General features: G+C 61.1%; 13 protein-coding genes. 6 read left to right on the top strand and 7 right to left on the bottom strand.

The genetic code is table 11. The features are described 5' to 3' along the window. Positions 1-52: 52 nt before the first annotated feature. The 6 genes from KX729_RS20715 to KX729_RS20690 all read right to left on the bottom strand — a co-directional run bounded on the left by KX729_RS20715 (position 53) and on the right by KX729_RS20690 (position 11520). A complete protein-coding gene (locus KX729_RS20715; RefSeq protein ID WP_219744390.1) occupies positions 53-1819 on the bottom strand; it encodes a methyl-accepting chemotaxis protein in 1767 nt (588 codons plus the stop codon). Positions 1820-2066: 247 nt separating this feature from the next. Beyond that, complete coding sequence (locus KX729_RS20710) at positions 2067-2546, bottom strand: chemotaxis protein CheW (protein WP_219744389.1); 480 nt, start codon at positions 2544-2546, stop codon at positions 2067-2069. After that, positions 2546-4333, bottom strand: a complete 1788-nt coding sequence (locus KX729_RS20705; RefSeq protein ID WP_219744388.1) for a methyl-accepting chemotaxis protein — start codon at positions 4331-4333, stop codon at positions 2546-2548. The genes KX729_RS20710 and KX729_RS20705 overlap by 1 nt, the downstream gene beginning before the upstream one ends. Before the next feature lie 287 nt (positions 4334-4620). Continuing rightward, positions 4621-9120, bottom strand: a complete 4500-nt coding sequence (locus KX729_RS20700) for a translocation/assembly module TamB domain-containing protein (RefSeq protein ID WP_219744387.1) — start codon at positions 9118-9120, stop codon at positions 4621-4623. Between the two features lie 29 nt (positions 9121-9149). After that, a complete protein-coding gene (locus KX729_RS20695) occupies positions 9150-11078 on the bottom strand; it encodes an autotransporter assembly complex protein TamA (RefSeq protein WP_219744668.1) in 1929 nt (642 codons plus the stop codon). 178 nt (positions 11079-11256) lie between these two features. After that, a complete protein-coding gene (locus KX729_RS20690) occupies positions 11257-11520 on the bottom strand; it encodes a YMGG-like glycine zipper-containing protein (RefSeq protein WP_219744386.1) in 264 nt (87 codons plus the stop codon). A gap of 279 nt (positions 11521-11799) precedes the next feature. Between KX729_RS20690 and KX729_RS20685 the strand changes: the two genes are divergently transcribed. The 4 genes from KX729_RS20685 (at position 11800) to hemA (ending at position 16966) form a co-directional block, all read left to right on the top strand. Continuing rightward, positions 11800-12288, top strand: a complete 489-nt coding sequence (locus tag KX729_RS20685) for a (2Fe-2S)-binding protein (RefSeq protein ID WP_219744385.1) — start codon at positions 11800-11802, stop codon at positions 12286-12288. Positions 12289-12373: 85 nt separating this feature from the next. Next, entirely contained in the window at positions 12374-14719 is a 2346-nt protein-coding gene (locus KX729_RS20680; RefSeq protein ID WP_219744384.1) for a xanthine dehydrogenase family protein molybdopterin-binding subunit, read from the top strand. A 12-nt stretch (positions 14720-14731) separates the two neighbouring features. After that, entirely contained in the window at positions 14732-15529 is a 798-nt protein-coding gene (locus KX729_RS20675; RefSeq protein ID WP_219744383.1) for an FAD binding domain-containing protein, read from the top strand. Positions 15530-15751: 222 nt separating this feature from the next. After that, on the top strand, positions 15752-16966 hold the full coding sequence (gene hemA, locus KX729_RS20670; protein WP_219744382.1) for a 5-aminolevulinate synthase: 1215 nt from the start codon (positions 15752-15754) through the stop codon (positions 16964-16966). Positions 16967-17115: 149 nt separating this feature from the next. On the opposite strand, the gene dxr is transcribed toward hemA, so the two are convergent. Further along, a complete protein-coding gene (gene dxr, locus KX729_RS20665; protein WP_219744381.1) occupies positions 17116-18303 on the bottom strand; it encodes a 1-deoxy-D-xylulose-5-phosphate reductoisomerase in 1188 nt (395 codons plus the stop codon). A gap of 132 nt (positions 18304-18435) precedes the next feature. On the opposite strand from dxr, the gene KX729_RS20660 reads away from it, so the two are divergent. Together KX729_RS20660 and KX729_RS20655 are read left to right on the top strand one after the other, a co-directional pair. Beyond that, a complete protein-coding gene (locus KX729_RS20660) occupies positions 18436-19653 on the top strand; it encodes an FAD-dependent oxidoreductase (RefSeq protein ID WP_219744380.1) in 1218 nt (405 codons plus the stop codon). 58 nt (positions 19654-19711) lie between these two features. After that, positions 19712-20254, top strand: a complete 543-nt coding sequence (locus KX729_RS20655; RefSeq protein ID WP_219744379.1) for a DUF2937 family protein — start codon at positions 19712-19714, stop codon at positions 20252-20254. Positions 20255-20265: the final 11 nt, after the last annotated feature.

The following is a 20265-nucleotide window of genomic DNA, read 5'->3' as shown; positions in this document are numbered from 1 at the left end:
AGCCCGCAGCACCTCGCAGGCTGCGGGCTCTCCAGTTCAAATGACGGTTTTCTTAGAAATCTTCCCAGCCAACCGCCTTGGCCATGAGATTTGAATGAGCGGCTCTGAGCTGAACCGTTTGGGCAGTCTGCGGAGCCGGCGCATTATAGGCCGGGCGCGCAGACCGGCTCTGTTGCTGGCTGCCGGTGTCGAACTGGCCCAGTAGTTCGCGCAGGCTTTCCGCTTCGCTCGCCAGCGAATGGCTGGCGGCCGTGGTTTCTTCCACCATGGCGGCATTCTGCTGGGTCGCCTGATCCATATGGTTGATCGCCTGGCTGATCTCGCGCAGGCTGGTAGCCTGTTCGCGGGAGGCCTCGACGATCGCCGCGACATTGTCGTGGATACCTGCGACCTGGCCGACGATCTCGCGCAATGATGTCCCGGTCTTGCCGACGAGTTCGACGCCGGACGAGACCTGCTGGCTCGATGTGTTGATCAGCGTCTTGATTTCCTTGGCAGCCTTGGCTGAACGCTGTGCAAGCTCACGAACTTCCTGGGCGACGACGGCAAAGCCCTTGCCTGCTTCACCGGCGCGCGCTGCCTCGACGCCTGCGTTGAGGGCAAGCAGGTTGGTCTGGAAGGCGATATCGTCGATGACGCCGATGATATTGGTGATCTCGCCGGAAGAATTGGCGATCTGATCCATGGCGGCGATCGCGTCGCGCACCACGAGGCCGGATTGTTCCGCATGCTGGCGAGTGTGGTTGACGAGGCGGCCGGCCTCGTCTGCGCGTTTGCTGGAATCGCCGACCGTATTGGTGATCTGTTCCAGCGCCGCTGCGGCCTGCTCCAGCGCTGCTGCCTGCTGTTCGGTGCGCTTTGCAAGTTCCTGCGAGGCATCGCGAACTTCACCGGAGGCAGCCGCGATGCCGGAAGCATTGCGGGCAACGACCTGCATGGCATCGCGCAGCTTGGCGGCGACCGTATTGAAATCCTGGCGCACGGCCTCCATCGTCGGCACGAACGGGGTTTCGAGCGACTGGGCAAGCTTGCCGTCGGCGAGATCGCGCAGGCTGCGGCCGAGCTGGCCGATGGCGCTCATGCGCGGCGTCACGTCGGTGGCGAATTTGACGACCTTGTAGACCTTGCCGCTCATGTCGCGGATCGGGTTATAGGCTGCCTGAATCCAGATTTCCTTGCCGCCCTTGCCGAAGCGCACGAATTCGTCGGCGATGAACTCACCGCTCGCAAGCTTCTTCCAGAAGGTGGCGTATTCCGCGGATGCCGCATAACCCGGTTCGCAGAACATGCGGTGATGGCGCCCCTTGATCTCCGCCAGGCTGTAGCCAAGGCCGGCGCAGAAATTTTCGTTGGCGGTCAGGATTTCGCCGTCCGGCGTAAACTCGATGACCGCCTGCGAGTGGCCGATCGCCGCGAGCTTGCTGGCATCCTCGGACGCCGCCATCTTTACCGCAGTAATGTCTGTTGCGAACTTCACGACCTTGTAGGGCTTGCCGCCGCGGAAGATCGGATTGTAGGAGGCCTGGATCCAGATCTCGCGGCCGGTTTTGGTGATGCGCTTGTATTCGCGGGCATCGAAATTGCCGGCGCCGAGATTGGCCCAGAATGTCCGATATTCGTCCGAGGCAGCAAAAGCCGGCTCGCAGAACATCCGGTGATGCTGTCCTTTGATCTCGTTGAGCGAATAACCCAGGGCTTGACAAAAATTCGCGTTAGCGTTGAGGATTGTTCCCGTCAGATCGAATTCGATAACGGCTTGCGATCGCGAGATGGCATCGACGATATGACGCGCTTCAGCGGTTTTACCCAATCCCAACATTTAGTATCCTCTTGAAACGGCAATGTTTTTTGCCGGTTCTCTAAATTTTTATCTTAAGCGCCAGTCTCAATGATTAATTCGAAACCGTAACTTATGGGTGTATTAGGACATCTAAGAATTAACAGGTGATTTAAGTAAATTGCGAATATTAGATTTTTCGAATAAATTTACCTATGTATGCCTGCGCAAACGAAAAAGCCGCCCGGTCATGACCGGGCGGCTTTTTTAAATTCGGTTTTGGCGACTATCAGGCAGCCAGATCGTCGGCTTCGTTGCCCTTGAACATCTTGGAGAGGTTCAGGAAGCAGATCATGCCGTTTTCGTTGGCGATGATGCCTTCGGAGAAGGATTTGTCGAAGGATGCCGAGATTTCCGGAACCGGCTGAACCTGGCTCGACGAAATCGTCAGAATGTCGGAAACGCGGTCGACCAGCATGCCGATGACCATGTTGTGGACTTCGGCGACGACGATGGCGCTGCGCTCGTTGGCGACGGTGCTCTTCATACCGAGCTTGTAGGCAAGGTCGATGATCGGGATCACGGAACCACGCAGGTTCATGACGCCGATGACGTCAGCCGGCGAATGCGGGATCGGGGTGGACGGAGCCCAGCCGCGGATTTCGCGGATCGTGGTTGTCTTCACGCAGAATTCCTGATCGTGAAGGCGGAATGCGATGATCTCCAGCGTCTCGCCGCCGTAGGTCGTGGAATTGATCGTGGTAGCCATCAAAATTCTTCCCAACTCTCCGTTGCCTGAGCGGCAGCGGCCCCCCCTGATGCGGCGCGCGCGACCGTAGCCATAAGTTTGCGTGCCGGCGATGCGACGGGTCGTGCATCTGGTCGCGCTATGGTTACTTTATGCGAAGAAGGTTGCCCAAATCTAAATCGCGCCAAAAGATTGCGCAGAGTTTCGGCTTCCTTTGCCAGACTATGGCTCGCAGCCGTGGTTTCCTCGACCATCGCTGCATTCTGCTGCGTGTTCTGGTCCATGGAATTGACGGCGTTGCTGATTTCCCTGACGCCGGTCGACTGTTCGCGGGAGGCTTCGACGATCGCGGCGATATTGCCGTTGATCTCGTCCACCTGAGACATGATGCCGTCCAGCGCCTTGCCTGTTTCGTCGACCAGTTCGACGCCGCGCTTTACCTGTTCCGACGAGGTGGAAATCAGCGTCTTGATTTCCTTGGCGGCCTTGGCAGAGCGCTGCGCCAGTTCGCGGACTTCCTGCGCGACGACTGCAAAACCCTTGCCCGCTTCGCCGGCACGGGCAGCCTCGACGCCGGCATTCAGTGCCAGGAGGTTGGTCTGGAAGGCGATGTCATCAATGACGCCGATGATAGTGGAAATCTCTCTGGACGAGTTTTCGATCTGGTCCATGGCATCGACGGCATTGCGGACGACGGCGCCGGAATGTTCGGCGCTCTTCTTGGCGCGTGACACCAGCGAACCGGCTTCTTCGGCCCGCTTGGCGCTGTCGGCCACCGTGCGGCTGATCTCTTCGAGGGCGGCGGCGGTTTCTTCTACCGCTGCGGCCTGCTTCTCGGTGCGGGTCGACAGGCTGTCGGAGGCATTGTGAATTTCGTTCGAGCCGCTGGCGATGCCTTCGGCGTTTTCACCGACAGTGCGCATGGCATCAGCGAGCGTCGAGACTGCCGCGTTGAAATCGGTACGGATCTGCTCGAGCGTGGGAATGAACGGCTTTTCGATATGAGCGAGAAGATCACCCTTGGACAGCGCGGTGAGGCCGCTGGCAATGTCATCGACGGCGCGCACCCGCTCGGTAATGTCGGTCGCAAACTTCACGACCTTGAAGACACGGCCGTCGGCATCGAAGATCGGATTGTAGGACGCCTGGATCCAGGCCACCTTGCCACCCTTGCCGATGCGCTTGAATTCCGCCGAGATAGCCTCGCCGCCGGCGAGCTTCTTCCAGAAAGCGCGATATTCCGCGCTGTCGCGGAACGAAGCTTCGCAGAACATGCTGTGATGTTTGCCGGTGATTTCGGAAAGCTGATAACCGAGACAGGCTAAGAAATTCTCGTTCGCCGTCAGGATATCGCCACTTGGGGTGAATTCGATGATCGCCTGGGTGCGGGAGATCGCGTCGATCTTGCCTTCGTCCTCGGCGGACTTGGGCTTGGCGGCGGTGATATCGGTTGCGAACTTGACGACCTTGTATGGCTTCCCGCCGGAAGAGACGGGGTTATACGACGCCTGGATCCAGACCTCGCGGCCGCCCTTGCCGATCCGCTTGTAGGCGCCGGCATCGAACTTGCCGTTACCGAGCCGTGTCCAGAAATCCCGATAGGACTGCGACTTAGCATAGTCTGCTTCGCAGAACATGCTGTGATGCTTGCCGACGATTTCCGACAGCGAGTAACCCACCGTGCGGCAGAAATTCTCGTTGGCCCGGAGAATGATCCCGGAGAGATCGAATTCGATGATGGCCTGGGATTGATCCAGGGCTGCAAGCGTTGCTTTGGCGTCGGCGCCGGGAACGGAAAAAATCGACATGGTAAGTGCCCGCTCAAATGAGATGTGTTGTCGGCGCTTACGGGAATATCGCAATATTAGGCGAGCATAATACTGCGATATTTCAATGAGCGACGTTATGCTAGAAATAAACGATTGAAATTAATATCGCGTCAACGATGAATAAGTCTAAATATGACAATTACGCGATTTAATTGCTTTTGATAGAGGATTTCTCTCTGTGGTTGCTGATGTTTTTTGATGTTTACTTGCCGGCGCAACGAAAGGGCGAAAGTGTATTCGGCAGTTCGTGATTTGCGCCTATAGGCTCAGTATTCTTTTTCGTAGAAAATGCCGGCGGTGCCGCCTTCGGTGCCGGCCCCGGCCTTCAGCTTGACGCCGCGGCCCACATCGAGATTGATGGTTGCCTGAGCGCCGCCCGCGCCGCCCTGTTCGACCTGCAGATAAGTGCGGTTGTTGATATAGCGTCCAACCGAAACGGTCGTCTGCCCCGTCGAATCCGTGTTGATGTCGAGATCGTCGACGCCGAGATTGCTGCGCAGCGTCTCCAGCAGCGAGGTAGAGCCGCCGCCGGCAAGCTGGGTGACGGCATCAGCGAGCTGGGCGATCTGCAGCGGCGAAAGCCGCGACATGGACTGGCCGAAGATCAGCCGGGCCAAGACCTCGTCCTGCGGCAGGGCAGGGGAGGAGGAGAAGGTGATCGTCGGGTCATTGGCGACGCCGGTGACCTTCACGATGATCGTCGTAGCCGCGGAGGTCGTGCTGGCTTCCATATTGAGGATCGGGACGAGGCCACCGCCGAACTTGATATCGCCATCGGTGAAATCGAGACGTTTGGCGAGGATGACGATCCGGCCGCGACGCATCTCGAAACCTCCGGAGATCACCGGAGCGATCGCATTGCCGGTGACGGTAAGATCGCCACCGAGTTCCGCGTCGATGCCGCGGCCGCGCACGAAGATGCCGTTCGGAGCGCTGATCTGCAGGTTGAGCGCGATCGGATCGGAGGCACCCTTGGCGCCCTTCGGCCGCAACTCCTCCATCTGCCGCAACACATCCGGCGGGGCATTGCGGTGGCGGATGTCGATTGCCGAAAGCGAGGTCGGCAGGCGGGCGGGCACCGTGATCGAAGCCTTGGTCAGCGTCACCTTGCCGCCAAGCGTCGGACCGGAGGTCAAGGGTCCGGTGATCGTCAGCGCGCCGTCGGCGGTGACGGCAAACAGCGTGCCGTCGGCATAGCTCGCCTTGGCAAGCGTGATCTTCAGGTCGGCGGGGAAGCCGGAGCCGGGAGTGATGCCGACCGAGCCGTTAACCGAGACGGTGCCGCCGCCCGAGAGCTTGGCCGATACGCGAGAGATGTTGGCGCTTTTGCCGTCCAGCGAGACATTGGCGGCAAGGTCCGTCAGGGCGAGGTTGCGGCGCACGTCGACGAGCCGGGCGCCAGAGGTGGAGGCTGTGCCGGTGATCGCAGGCGCGGCCGCGGTGCCGCCGACGGCGATATCGACATTGCCGGTGCCTTCCAGCACGAAACCCTGCGCGGCCAGCTGACCGGCGAGGATGGAAAAGGGTAGACGGCCGTCGAATTTCAAGTTCAGCGGTTTTGCGCCCGCAAGCGAGACCGAACCGCCGCCGGAGAGCGAAATTCCGCCGCCGCCGGAAAGACGGGTATCGACGGTGACGGTGCCGTTCTGGAAGGTGCCATTGGCATTGACATCGACCGAGGTCAGGCCGACCGATGCGGTCTGCGCAACGCCGGCATCGGCCCAGCGCAGATTATATTTCACTGCCGGTGCTTCAGGTGTGCCGGTGGCAGTGACGGTGCCTGAAATCGTGCCGCGGGCGCCCATGGTCGGCGCAAAGGCATTGATGAGGCTGGCCGGCACGGCATTGGCGCGGGCGTTGATGTCGAGCGCCGGCACGCCGTCCTTCAGGATGACGCGGCCGGTGGCCGAAAGATCGAGCCCGCCGGAACCGGTCAGTTTCGTCGCGTCTAGTGCGACTGTCCCGTTGGCGAAGCTTCCGCTAGCCTGGAGGCGAAACGGGCTGATGCCAGCGTCGCGCGTCTGGCGAAGCTGTGCATCACTCCATTCTAGGTCATATTTGACGGCCGGTGCTGTCGCAGCGCCCGTGGCGCTAATCGAGCCGGAAATCGTACCGGCCGCGTTGATTGCCGGGACAAAGCTGTTCAGCAGGCTCGCCGGCAGCGCATTGATCTTGGCCGTCACGTCGAGATTGGTTCCCGCCGAACCGTTGACGGTGACGCTGCCGGTGCCGGTTGCGAGCGTCAGGCCGGCAAGCCGCGCGCCGCCATTGGCGATGGCGATCCGGGTCGGCTGTGCGAGACGGATCGGGATATTGCGCGGCGTGGCGGTGAAACTGTCGATGCCGACGGAGATATCCGCGCCGGTCTGGATGTCGCCGATCGCATTCAGCGGAGCATTGTCATATTGGGCGGCGAGATTGAAGCCGGTGCGGTTGCCGGCGTGCTGGAAACCGAGATTGATGTCGTTGAGGCCGACCGAGCCTGCACCGATCCGGGCGGCCTTGACCGTGCCCTGAGCGGCTATCGCCTTGATGTCAGGAATGGCGAGATCGATGTTCGGCTGGGCGATCTCGATGCCGCCGCGGCGCAACGCATTGCCGGAAGCGCGGATCGCGGCGCCTGCCTTGCCGCCGGTATTGCTGAACATCACGGTGCCGCGCAGGTCACCCTGCGCCTGCTGGGCGGCGAGGGCGGCCAGCAATGCGACATCCGGGAAGTCGAAGGTCAGCTGGCCTTCCGGCATGAAGTCCGGCGAGAAGGTGAGCGAGCCGTTCAGCTTGTTCGGGCCGACTTCGGCGGAAATGGCCGGCGCGCTGGTGCGGCCCTGCGCCGAAGCAAGGTCGGCATTGACCTTGATCGGCTGGCCGTCGAGCGAACCGGTCGCGGTCAGCTTGCCCTTCGGGGCGTTCGGGTCGGCAACGCCGTCGAGCACGAAGCTCATGTCCTGCAGCTTGCGGCCGACAAGGCGGGCATCGGCGGAATTGACAATCGCCTTGATACCGACGGCGGTCAGCGGTCCGTTGGCCGCGATGTCGAAGCCCGCGGCACCCTCGGCTTCCGGCAGCCAGCGCTTGAGGTCCGGTACACGGCCTGCAAGCTTGCCGGTCACCTTCTGGTTTTCGAGCAGCACGCTGCCATGCGCCTCGACGGCGTTGGAACGCATCACGAAGTTTTCGAGGCTGACGCGGCCACCGGTAACGGCGTTGACATAACCTTCGGCCGACAGCTTGCCGTCGAACTTGGAAGAGAGCGCAGGCGGCAGCACGACCGGGTTGGCGAAGATGCGGAAGTTGCCGGTGACAGCCTGCTTGGACATGTCATAGGCACCGGATAGCGTGCCGTTGACATTCTGGCTGTCGAAGGTCGCGGCATCGAGGCCGATCGCCGGCGGCGCGAGGCGCAATGGCGCGTCAAGCGTGACCGGCCCACGCACGATCCGGTTGAGGTCCGGATCGGTGAATTCGGTGCGAGCCACCGTGAAACGGCTGCGGACGCTGCCGGATCGCGTGATGAGGTTCAGGTCTTCGCTCTCGGCCTGCAGGCGGATCTGGTTGAACCGACCTTGGGGCACCTGAGCGGCGCTCAATGCGGCGGTCGCGTTAAAGCGCGCGGAGGTCGCGGCCCCGTTCAGCGTGAAATTGATGCTCTCGAAGGAGAAGCGGCTCTCCTGGCCGTTGATCGGCCAGACGAAATCCACCGGGCCGTTCATGCCGTTGAGACTGGCGGTCAGGCTGTTGTCGCCGGTCGGGTCCCAGGCACCCTTGGCGCCGATCTTAACGGCGCCGGAAGCCAAGTCGCCGCGCTCGATATCGACGCGGCCGGACGGCGCGTAGATGGCGGCGATATTGATATCCGTCGTGCCGCCGAACAGTGGCCGGAAGGCTGGCGGCAGAAGGGTGGACAACTGGCCACCGCCGGTGACTTCAATGCGGTGGCGTTCGTTTTCGACCAGGAGATGCTTGCCGTTGACGTCGATCACAGGAACGCCGCCGACGCTGCCCTGCAGCTTGCCGGCCCAATCAGAAAGCGGTCCTTCGCCATCGAGTGCAAGATCGACCGCGGGGGCGCCCGGCAGGCGGAGAAGACGGGCGAGCAGGCCGCCCTTCGGCTCGGAAATCGCCGCCTTCAGCGTCAAGCGGTTTTCGGTCGGCGCATAGACGACGTCGGCGGAGGCCTTGGCGTTCGGCTCGTCCTTGCGGGTCGCCTGCAGGTCGAGGGAGATGTCTGGGCCGGTCGCGTCGATCGAGCCCTTGACCGAGAGTGAGAAGTCACGCCCGCCCGACAGTGCCTGCGACAGGTTGACATCCGGCAGGTCGATTTGCGCAACGCGGATACCGACCGGCAATGGCGAGCCGGAAGAGCTGGAGTTCGAAGCGCCGGGCGCGGCCGGTTTCGGCGGGCGGGGCGGGCGAATGAAATTGACGGTATCGGCGGAGATATGGTCGGCGCGGAAGACGCCGGTCACCAGCGAGGTCGGCGACCAGTCCACCTTGATGCCGCCGATCTGGGCGTAGGGGCCGGCATCGTCGGACAGGGTCAGGCTGTCGATCTTGAGATCGCCCGTTAACAAGCCTTCGGGCCGGGTGAAGGTAATGCCACGGTCAGGGGTCGAGACGATCTGGGAAATACGGTCTGCTGCCACGCGGCCGCCGACCGGCGTCAGGGCCACGAAAAGCACGACGCCCAGCCCCATGACGAACAGGACCGCGACCGCGCCAAGCGCAGCCTTCAAGATCCATTTCATCATGCGAACCATCAGCGTCATGCCCGCTCGTTAACCTTTCGAGGTGCCATTTAGAATGCTTGCCCTATGCCTGCATAGATACCGTATTGGCTGCCGCCGTCATATCTTTGCAGTGGAACTGCAACATCCAGTCTGAGCGGGCCAAAAGGCGTGGCATATCTGACGCCAATCCCTGCGCCCGCACGAATATCAGAAAAATCAGGCATGATTCCGGTCGATACCGTACCGACATCAATAAAAGGTACAATGCCTATGTTTTCTGACACTTTTACCCTCACTTCGAAAGATCCCACGGCATAAGAGCGCCCGCCGGTCGCCTCGTCGTCATTATTGTAGGGCGAGACTTCGCGATAGGTATATCCGCGGATCGATCCGCCGCCGCCGGCGAAGAATCTGCGCGTTGCCGGGAGAGTTTCAAGCCCATCTCCGCCGATCAGCGTACCGGCCGAAAGTTTGCCGGCCAGGACCACGCCGTTTTCCTCTCCGAAGCCGAGATAACCGGAAATCGCCCCTTCGAAAGAGGAGAATACGGTGCCGTCGAGGAACTCGTAGCTCGGCTTGGCCGACAGCGTTCCATAATAACCTTCGGTCGGATCGAGCTTGTTGTCGCGTGTATCGCGCTCGAACGAGATCGGCAGGCTGAAGGTCAGGTACTGGTTCTTGCCGAAGGCATCGTCTGTATTGATCCAGGCGATCTCGCCACCGCCCTTGATCTTGTCCGTATCGTTCAGTTCGTAAGCGAGGCTGGCGGAATAAACGACGGTCTGGGCATCGTAGACGTCGGGTGTCTCGCTCTTGGCTTCGAGACGGGATTCGAACGTGGCCTCCGGTACGATGGCGCCGGGCTTGGTGTAGATGATGCCGGCGGAATAATCGAAGGTGGAAACGTCGGTCGTCGCACCGATGCCGGATACCTTGCCCTCGATGCGCAGCGATTCCGCCTCGCCGAAGAGGTTGCGATGGCCCCAATAGCCCTGCAGGCCGGCGCCGTCCAACGAGGAATATTCGGCGCCGAGGCCGAAATAGCGCTGCTTGCCGTCGGAAACCTCGATCAGAAGCGGCAGCGAGCCATCCGGCGCCAGCTTTTCCGATTCATGGATGGTCACGCTCGAGAAAACGCCGAGTTCGCGCAGCCGGTCATTGGCCTTCTTGAGCTGTTCCCGGGAGTAGCGGCCGCCTTTGTCGAGGCGGGAATAACGGCTAATAAAGGCGGGATCGACGCTACGCGAACCCTTGACCGTGACGGCGCCAAACGGCGCGACTGGGCCGCCGACCGCGCCGAGCACGACATCGAGCGTATTGGTGCGATGGTCGGCGGTGACTTTCCGTTCCGTCAGTTTGGCAAGAGGCCGGCCTTCATCCTTAAGGTCGACGAGCAGCTTTTCGCCCGCTTTGAGAATGAGCCTCGAACCGGCTTCGCCGCCGGGCACGAGGTCATAATCCTCCGGGTTTCTGCCCTTGAGATCACCATCGAACCTGATGGAGCCGAGCTTGAAGAGCGGGCCGGGGTCGATACTGACCGTCACCGGAACGGGCTTGGAGTGGTCGAATGTCGGGTTGGGCGGCAGGCGGTCGATATCGGTGCCGTTGACGGAGACCTTCACCGTGCCACCGTAGCGCGCTTCTTCGTAAAGTACGGCGATCAGCCGGTCGCGATCCTCGCGCGCCTTGATGATGACGCCGAGATCGCCGGAAACCGGCTTTTCCTTATCGGTGATGAGGGCGGCGGCGGATTCCAGACGGTCTTTCAGATCCTTGTCGGCATTGCCGGTCTGAAGGGTCGGTTCGTAGCGCACGGGATCGATCACCTCGACGGTGTCGTCATCGTCGTCGCCGAAAAGGGTGATGCCGAAAAGCTTGAAGGCGAATGCGTTGGTCGCGAGCGGCGGAGCGACCGTCAAGGCTGCGGCCAGCAGTGCTGCAACACCTGCCCCCTTCAGCCTCCGGTTTTTAGCCCGCCCAGTGTTTTCGTTCCGCATACGCAAACTGACTGTCGTTTCCCCGACCGGAAGCCGTCATGCTTCCAACGAAGTGACCTACTTAACCGCAAAAAACCGGGTGGGGTACCCCTCCCGCGTCTTTCGTGATGATTTCATGAAATAAAAAGCCCCGGAACTTGCTCCGGGGCCACAGATTTTAATGCAATCCGAGCGTTTATCAGTAACGGCGCGGGCAATCGTCGATATAGCGGCGGCCGTAGCGGTCACGGTAATAGCACTGGCCGGGCTGTTCGGCGACGGAGCCGATCACGGCGCCGGAAACGCCGCCGATTGCAGCGCCGACGGCCGCGCCGCGGACGTTGCCGGTTGCCAGGCCGCCGATGACGGCGCCGGATGCGGCGCCGATGCCGGCACCCTGTTCGGTTGCGGTGCAGCTCGCGAGTGCGGCGCCGACCAGCAGAAGTGCGATGACCTTTTTCATGAGATCCTCCTGGGTTCATTCTTGCGGCCGGTCGCTCCGGCCTTCGATGAGAAGAATAGGTCGCAAGCACCAAGAGTCCATATCCGATTGATCACTTTTGAGACGGAATTTCGGTTTGGTTTGCCGATAGTTACTCGGTTCGGGCGCCTGACGGTCGACCTGATTTTTGTCAGACGGTCGACCAAAATATTGCATGTTCCATAGAAAGTAGTGGTTGATCCCCCAGGCAAAAAGGCAAATGATGATTGCCGTGTCCGGGAGGGACACGAGGAGGAAAATATGACGAAAGTGACGCTGACGGTGAATGGCCGCACGGTGAGCGGCGAGTGCGAGGATCGCACCCTGCTCGTGCATTTCATCCGCGAAAAGCTCAGCCTGACCGGCACGCATGTGGGTTGCGACACCACCCAGTGCGGTGCCTGCGTCGTCCATATGGATGGGCATTCGGTGAAGAGCTGTTCCATCCTGGCCGTGCAGGCCTCCGGTTCGACGATCACAACCATCGAGGGTCTTGCAGGTCAGGGCGAGCTTCACCCCGTCCAGGCGGCTTTCAAGGAACATCACGGTCTGCAATGCGGCTTCTGCACGCCGGGCATGGTGATGACTGCCGTCGACATGATCAACCGCGAAGGCGGTTCGCTGACCGAAGAGAAGGTCCGCGCCGGGCTCGAAGGCAATATCTGTCGGTGCACCGGCTACCACAATATCGTCAAGGCGATCCTTGCCGCCGATGCCGAAATGGCGGGCGGCCGCCAGGCTGCGGAATAAGGCGGCCGTCGCTTACCAGCGATAGTTCGGGACCAACTAGCTCCTAATCACTGCACAGTAATTGCCATCTCGGGAGGAGATGAAAATGGGTGTTGAAGGAATCGGTGCACGCGTTACCCGCAAGGAAGACAAACGCTTCCTGACCGGCAAGGGCCGTTATACGGACGATATGACCGCTCCGGGCATGAGATATGCCTATTTCGTTCGCAGTCCTCATGCGCATGCCAAGATCAGATCCATCGACGTGTCCGCCGCCAAGGCCATGTCCGGCGTCATCGACGTGCTGGACGGCAGGCAGTTGCTGGCAGACGGTATCGGCAATCTGATCTGCGGCTGGATGATCCATTCCAAGGATGGCTCGCCGATGAAGATGGGTGCCTGGCGCCCGCTGGCGGCCGATACCGTGCGTTATGTCGGCGATGCGATTGCGATCGTGGTGGCGGACACGCTGGGCGAGGCGCGCGATGCGGCCGAAGCCGTGGTGATCGATTACGACGTGCTGCCGGCCGTGACCGAAGCCGTCGATGCGCTGAAAGCCGGTGCGCCGCAAATCCATCCGGAATCCTCCGACAACCTGATCTTCGATTGGCAGATCGGCGAACCGGATGCGACCGATCAGGCGATCGCTGCAGCCGCGCATGTCACCGAGATCGAAATCCACAACAATCGGCTTTCGCCGAACCCGATGGAACCGCGGGCCACGCTCGGTATCTATGACGGCGCTGAAGACCATTATACCTGCTACACGACGAGCCAGAACCCGCATGTGGCGCGTCTGGTGATGAGCGCTTTCTACAATGTGGCGCCGGAAAACAAGCTGCGCGTCATCGCGCCGGATGTCGGCGGCGGTTTCGGCTCTAAAATCTACATCTATCCGGAAGAGATTGTCTGTCTCTGGGCCTCCAAGAAGACCGGTGTGCCGGTGAAGTGGACGTCCGACCGGACCGAGGCTTTCCTGACCGACGCCCATGGCCGCGACCATGTCTCGAAGGTGAAGATGGCCTTCGATGCGGATCACCGCATCACAGCGCTGAAGGTCGATACGATCGCCAATCTCGGCGCTTATATGTCGCTCTTCTCCTCGGCCGTGCCGACCTATCTTTATGCGACGCTGCTGTCCGGCCAGTACGCCATTCCGGCGATCCATGCGAATGTCCGCACGGTCTATACCAATACCGTGCCGGTCGATGCCTATCGTGGCGCAGGGCGTCCCGAGGCGACCTATCTGCTGGAGCGGACGATGGAGACGGCGGCGCGGGAACTCGGCATTTCGCCGGCGGAACTGCGTCGCAAGAACTTCATCCGGACCTTTCCCTACCAGACGCCTGTCATCATGAACTATGACGCTGGCGACTACGAGGCCTCGCTGAATGCCGCGATGCAGGCGGCGGACTGGGCCGGATTCGAAGCCCGCAAGGCGACCTCCGAAGCCAATGGCAAGAAACGCGGCATTGGTATGAGCTGTTATATCGAGGCCTGCGGCATCGCACCTTCGGCGGCGGTTGGTTCGCTCGGGGCCGGTGTCGGCCTGTGGGAATCAGCAGAAGTGCGTGTGAATGCGGTCGGCACGATCGAGGTGTTGACCGGTTCGCACAGCCACGGCCAGGGGCATGAGACGACCTTTGCGCAGCTCGTTGCCGGCCGTCTCGGTGTGCCGATCGACAGTATCAACATCGTGCATGGCGATACGGACAAGGTGCAGATGGGCATGGGTACTTATGGTTCCCGCTCCGGCGCTGTCGGCATGTCGGCGGTCGTCAAGGCGCTCGACAAGGTCGAAGCCAAGGCAAAGAAGATCGCTGCTCATCTGATGGAAGCGGACGAGCAGGACATCGTCATCGAGAACGGCGAGCTGAAGGTCGCCGGTACCGACAAGGCGCTGCCCTGGTTCCAGGTGGCGCTTGCTTCTTATACTGCGCATAATTTGCCCGCCGGCATGGAGCCGGGGCTGAAGGAAACGGCGTTCTACGACCCGGCCAACTTCACCTTCCCGGCCGGCTGTTATATCGCCGAAGTCGAGATCGATCCGGATACGGGCGAAACGGATATCATCCAATTCGTCGCAGCGGACGATTTCGGCAATATCATCAATCCGATGATCGTCGAGGGCCAGGTGCATGGCGGTATTGCGCAGGGCATCGGTCAGGCGCTTTTGGAAAGCGTGCATTACGATGCGAACGGCCAGCTTCTGACCGCGAGCTTCATGGATTACGCCATGCCCCGCGCCGACGACTTGCCGTCGTTCAACCTGTCGCATCAGAACACACCTTGCCCGAGCAATCCGCTTGGCATCAAGGGTTGCGGCGAGGCGGGTGCCATCGGTTCGCCGCCGGCGCTGATGAACGCGATCACCGACGCGATCGGCAATAACGGACTGACCATGCCGGCGACCCCGATGAAGGTCTGGCAGGCGCTTCACGCGGCTCATTGAGGAGGACGACCTATGTACGCAACCAGCTACCATCGCGCTTCCTCCGTCGAGGATGCCGTGAAAACCAAAGCGACGCATGACGAGGGCAAATACCTCTCCGGCGGCATGACGCTGATCGCGACCATGAAGCAGCGGCTTGCCGCGCCGAGCGACCTCATCGACCTTCGCCATATCCCGGCGCTCCGGGGCATCAAGGTCGAAGGCCGCAAGGTGACGATCGGAGCGGCCACACCGCATGCGGATGTTGCCGCCTCGCGGGAACTCAAGGCGGTCTGTCCGGCACTCTGCCAGCTTGCCGGCCATATCGGCGATCCGCATGTGCGCCACATGGGCACGATCGGCGGGTCGATCGCCAATAACGATCCGGCGGCCGATTATCCGGCCGGCCTGCTCGGGCTCGGCGCGACCATCGTCACCGATCGACGGTCGCTTGTCGCCGACGAGTTCTTCATCGGCCTGTTCGAAACGGCGCTGGAAGAGGGCGAGATGGTGACGGCTGTCACCTTCGATGCTCCGGAAAAGGCGGGTTACGCCAAGTTCAACAACCCGGCTTCGCGTTTTGCGATGACCGGCGTGTTCGTGGCGAAGACAGCCGGTGGGGTTCGTGTGGCGGTGACCGGTGCCGGTTCTGACGGCGTCTTCCGCCAGGCGGGCATGGAGCAGGCGCTGGCCGGCAACTGGTCGGCGGATGCGATTGCCAATGTCGCGGTCGACGCTTCCAAGCTGATGTCCGACCTGCATGCAAATGCGGAATACCGCGCAAACCTGGTGAAGGTCATGGCAAAGCGAGCGGTGGTCTCCGCCTGCTAAGCTCGAATCGGCATCGATAAACGGGGTCGGAATGCGGTAAAAACCGCAGTTTCCGGCCCTGTTGACGTGGATCAATTCTCACATCTTCGGTATCGATTAGCTTTTCATTGGAATAATTGAAAAAAAGCGGGCCTTTTGCCGCAGGTTGGTTCCATTGGCGCGATCCGGGGTTGACGAAAAGCGCGACTGAAACCAAAACCAAAGCAGGTTCTGGAGTGTGACATGGATTTCGAGGCATTTTTCAAGAGCGAACTGGACGGACTTCACAAGGAAGGCCGTTATCGCGTGTTCGCCGATCTCGAACGGCATCGCGGCAATTTTCCGCGCGCCACCCGTCACACCGCCGACGGCCCGAAGGAAGTGACCGTCTGGTGTTCCAACGACTATCTCGGCATGGGCCAGCACCCCGCCGTGATCCAGGCGATGAAAGACGCCATCGATCACTGTGGCGCGGGTGCGGGAGGCACCCGGAATATTTCTGGCACCAATCACTACCACGTCGTGCTGGAGCGTGAGCTTGCCGATTTGCATGCCAAGGAAGACGCGCTGATCTTCAATTCCGGCTACATGTCCAACTGGGCGTCACTCGGCACGCTCGGCCAGAAAATCCCCGGCCTGATCATCTTTTCCGACGCGTTCAATCATGCCTCGATGATCGAAGGCATTCGTTACGCCAAGTGCGAGCGGGTGATCTGGAAGCATAACGACCTGAACGACCTCGAAGCGAAGCTGGCGGCTGCCGATCCGAAGGCGCCGAAGCTGATCGCCTTCGAAAGCGTCTATTCGATGGACGGCGATATCGCGCCGATCAAGGAAATCTGCGATCTCGCCGACAAATACGGCGCGATGACCTATCTGGACGAAGTGCATGCCGTCGGCATGTACGGCCCGCGCGGCGGCGGTATTGCCGAGCGCGAAGGCCTGATGGATCGTGTCACCATTATCGAGGGAACGCTTGCCAAGTCGTTCGGCGTGATGGGCGGTTACATCGCGGCTTCCACGGCACTTTGTGACTTCATCCGCTCATTCGCGTCCGGCTTCATCTTCACGACCTCGCTGCCGCCGGCTTTGGCTGCTGGAGCGATCGCCTCGATCCGCCACCTGAAAAACAGCCCGTTCGAGCGGGTTCGCCATCAGGATCGCGTCAAGAAGCTGCGCGTGATGCTGGATCAGCAGGGCATTCCGCATATGCACAATCCGAGCCATATCGTGCCGGTCATGGTCGGCGATGCGGCCAAGTGCAAGTGGATCTCCGACATCCTGCTCGACACCTGCGGCATCTACGTGCAGCCGATCAACTACCCGACCGTGCCGCGCAAGACCGAGCGCCTGCGCATCACACCGACGCCTTTGCACACGGATGCGGACATCGAACATCTGGTCGGTTCGCTGCACCAGCTCTGGGCGCGGTGCGCGCTGGCAAGGCATGTGGCTTGATTTCACGGGGAAGCCGGTAGCTTTCTCCGTCATCCTCGGGCTCGTCCCGAGGATCTAAGCCGTTTCAGCACATTCGACGTGGACAGATGCTTGGTACAAGACCGAGCATGACGGGGAGCACTGAACGGCGCTTCCCAAGGATAACGACCTTAAGCCGCCATCTCCCGCTGCGAGACAATCTCGCCCGCCCGGCGTCTCGCCTCTTCATCCGCCGCAAATACCTCATCCATCGACATCGCCGCGCCATAGCCAGTCATGTCGTCCATGACCTGTTCGGCAATATCCGCCATGTTGAGAAAGCCGATTTTTCCGGCGCAGAAGGCGTGGAAGGAAATCTCTTCCGCCGCGTTCATCACCGCACCCTGCACGCCGCCGCGCTGCATGGCGGTGCGGGCAAGGCGGATGGCGGGGAAGCGCGCCTCATCCGGTGCCTCGAAATCCAGTCTTGCGAGCTTGGCGAAATCCAACCGGTCGACATCCAGCTTCGACCGGTTGGGATAGGTCAGCGCATAACCGATCGCGGTGCGCATGTCCGGACAGCCGAGCTGAGCCAGCACCGAACCATCTTGATAACCAACCATCGAATGGATGATCGACTGCGGATGGACGATGACCTCGATCTGGTCGGGCGCGACGTTGAAAAGATGCTTTGCCTCGATCATTTCCAGCGCCTTGTTGAACATCGAGGCGCTGCCGATCGAGATTTTCAGGCCCATCGACCAGTTGGGATGGGCGCGGGCAATGTCCGCTGTCACGCCGGCCATCTGCTCGCGTGTCCAGGTGCGGAATGGACCGCCGGAAGCGGTCAGCACGATGCGTTCGACGGCGTGATGCTGGTCGTCTTCCAGCGACTGGAAGATGGCGCTGTGTTCGCTGTCGACCGGGATCAGTTGCCCGCCGCCTTCCGCCACGGCCTTCACGAAAAGTTCGCCGGCCGAAACGAGACATTCCTTGTTGGCGAGCGCGATATCGGCGCCACGTCTGGCTGCGGCCAGCGTCGGCGCGAGCCCGGCGGTGCCGACGATGGCCGCCATGACAAGATCGGCGTCGCGCGCGCCGGCTTCGATCAAGGCTTCGCGGCCGGCGGCGACTTCGATGCCGGTGCCGGCAAGCGCATCTTTCAGCGCGCCGTAATGCGCATCTTCGGCTGTAACGGCGAGCCTGGCTCCGCTGGCCTTCGCCTGTTCGGCCAGCAGTGCAATATTGGCATTGCCGGTGATCGCCACCACATCGAAAGCATCGCGCCCGCCGAGCTGGTTCACCACATCGAGCGTGTTGACGCCGATCGAGCCGGTGGAGCCGAGAATGCTGATGCGACGTTTGCCGGTTTCGGCCATGATGTCTTCCATTCCTGATACTGATTTGGTCTACAAGCGAACGCCGCCCGCCTCAAGTGCGGGGCTTGAATTCAGACCGGCTGCGACCAAGTGCAGCTTGATCCCGCGGTGGTCGGCAGGCGAAAGTAAGCGATGAGCGAAAATCGGGAAATCGAAACGACATGCGTGATCGCCGGCGCCGGCCCGGCCGGGCTGATGCTCGGCCTGCTTCTGGCGCGGGCCGGCGTCGATGTCGTGGTGGTCGAGAAGCATGGGGATTTCCTGCGCGATTTTCGCGGCGATACGATCCACCCTTCGACGCTCGAAGTGATGCACGAGCTTGGGTTGATCGACGAATTTCTGAAACTGCCGCACACACGGGCGCCAAAGCTGACGGCTGAAATGGGCGGCCGGACGACTACCATGGCGGATTTTTCCCGCCTGCCGGTGAAGAACCGCTTCATTGCCTTCATGCCTCAATGGGATTTTCTGAATTTCCTGGCAGGCAAGGCAGGGCAATATCCGAATTTCCGTCTGATCATGCAGGCGAGGGTCGCTGATGTTCTGGAGGAGCAGGGCAGGGTGGCTGGGCTCGCTGTGGAGACGCCAGAAGGACGGATGACGGTTCGGTCAAAGCTCGTAATCGGCGCCGACGGTCGCAATTCGATCGTTCGCGAAAAGGCCGGTCTGGAGATCGAGAATTTCGGGACCCCAAGCGAAGTCGTCTGGATGAAGCTTTCTAAGCAACCGGGCGATCCGCATGAGGTGATGGGCCATGCCGGGCCGCGGCAAGGTTTAGTGCTGATCGATCGCGGCGACTATTGGCAGTGCGGGTATGTGATCCGCCGGACGACATTCGCAGAGATCAGGGCGAAGGGTATCGAGGCCTTCCGGCAGATGGTGGCCGAGGTTTCGCCGCTGTCGGCAGAGCGCCTGCAGGAAATCCGATCCTTCGACGACACCAGCCTGCTGACGGTGCGTATCGATCGGTTGAAGCAATGGTGGCGGCCCGGTCTGATCTGCATTGGCGATGCCGCACATGCGATGTCGCCGATCGGCGGCGTGGGCGTGAACCTTGCGATACAAGATGCGGTGGCTGCAGCGAATATCCTCTCGCGGCCGCTTCGTGAGGGGCGCTTATCAAACGATGATCTGGCTGCCGTCGAGAAACGTCGTGGTTTCCCGACCAGAGCGACCCAGAAGCTGCAGCTGATGATGCGCAGCAGCCGCAAGGTGGATCAGGCGGACGAGCGCAAGCGCAAAGGCCCGCCCGCCTTCATTCGGGGCATCGCACGGTTTCCGCTGCTTGCCCATCTTGCCGGCCGGCTGATCGGTCTCGGCTTTCGCATGGAGCATGTCCGGTCGCGTTAGCGCAACCTTTAGCCACATTTCGCCGTTGACGACATGAAACAACGGCTCGAGGCGATCCATGCTCATGCTCGGAAGAATGCTGACAATGGCGATGGCGCTGCTCGGCGGGATCTTCTTCTCGCAGGCGCCGGAATTCGCGCAGCAATATCGCCAGCGGATCGGCGGCGCGCTGGACGAGCTAAAGATCATCATTTCGGAGTTCGATGCGCAGGCCAACCACAACGGACTGGATCGCCAGGCCGCACTCAGCGTTTATTCCCGCTCCTCGGAAACTTTCCTGAAAAATCAGGGCGAGGCGATGAAGCGCACCTTCCATCGATATGAGTCGCTCGCGGCACAGCAGCGGGAGCTGACGCTTGCCCCGAACATGGTGAAGCCGTTTGTGGTGATGAAGCAGCCGGATTCCACCACCTTTGCGAATGCCTGGAGGGATTTCAAGCCGGCGGTTCCGGTCGATCTGGCGGGGTTGAGTTGGGCGGCGGGCGGATTGTTCTGCGGCTGGTTTGTCTCAGCTCTGCTCGGGGCAGCCCGCCGGGGTGCTGCGCGGTCGATCAGGCGGCCGAAACGCGGAATGCCGCAGCCATCGGCTGCGGTCCGCTAAGACGGTTATCT

Source organism: Neorhizobium populisoli (assembly GCF_019430945.1).
Lineage (GTDB): Bacteria > Pseudomonadota > Alphaproteobacteria > Rhizobiales > Rhizobiaceae > Neorhizobium > Neorhizobium populisoli.
The sequence above is the reverse complement of the archived record's forward strand: the minus strand, read 5'-3'. Positions and strand labels throughout refer to the sequence as shown.

Excerpts from the sequence above, each read along its gene's own strand:
- KX729_RS20715 (WP_219744390.1), bottom strand. The coding sequence starts at position 1,819 with ATGTTGGGATTGGGTAAAACCGCTGAAGCGCGTCATATCGTCGATGCC.
- KX729_RS20710 (WP_219744389.1), bottom strand. The coding sequence starts at position 2,546 with ATGGCTACCACGATCAATTCCACGACCTACGGCGGCGAGACGCTGGAG.
- KX729_RS20705 (WP_219744388.1), bottom strand. The coding sequence starts at position 4,333 with ATGTCGATTTTTTCCGTTCCCGGCGCCGACGCCAAAGCAACGCTTGCA.
- KX729_RS20700 (WP_219744387.1), bottom strand. The coding sequence starts at position 9,120 with ATGACGCTGATGGTTCGCATGATGAAATGGATCTTGAAGGCTGCGCTT.
- KX729_RS20695 (WP_219744668.1), bottom strand. The coding sequence starts at position 11,078 with ATGCGGAACGAAAACACTGGGCGGGCTAAAAACCGGAGGCTGAAGGGG.
- KX729_RS20690 (WP_219744386.1), bottom strand. The coding sequence starts at position 11,520 with ATGAAAAAGGTCATCGCACTTCTGCTGGTCGGCGCCGCACTCGCGAGC.
- KX729_RS20685 (WP_219744385.1), top strand. The coding sequence starts at position 11,800 with ATGACGAAAGTGACGCTGACGGTGAATGGCCGCACGGTGAGCGGCGAG.
- KX729_RS20680 (WP_219744384.1), top strand. The coding sequence starts at position 12,374 with ATGGGTGTTGAAGGAATCGGTGCACGCGTTACCCGCAAGGAAGACAAA.
- KX729_RS20675 (WP_219744383.1), top strand. The coding sequence starts at position 14,732 with ATGTACGCAACCAGCTACCATCGCGCTTCCTCCGTCGAGGATGCCGTG.
- hemA (WP_219744382.1), top strand. The coding sequence starts at position 15,752 with ATGGATTTCGAGGCATTTTTCAAGAGCGAACTGGACGGACTTCACAAG.
- dxr (WP_219744381.1), bottom strand. The coding sequence starts at position 18,303 with ATGGCCGAAACCGGCAAACGTCGCATCAGCATTCTCGGCTCCACCGGC.
- KX729_RS20660 (WP_219744380.1), top strand. The coding sequence starts at position 18,436 with ATGAGCGAAAATCGGGAAATCGAAACGACATGCGTGATCGCCGGCGCC.
- KX729_RS20655 (WP_219744379.1), top strand. The coding sequence starts at position 19,712 with ATGCTCATGCTCGGAAGAATGCTGACAATGGCGATGGCGCTGCTCGGC.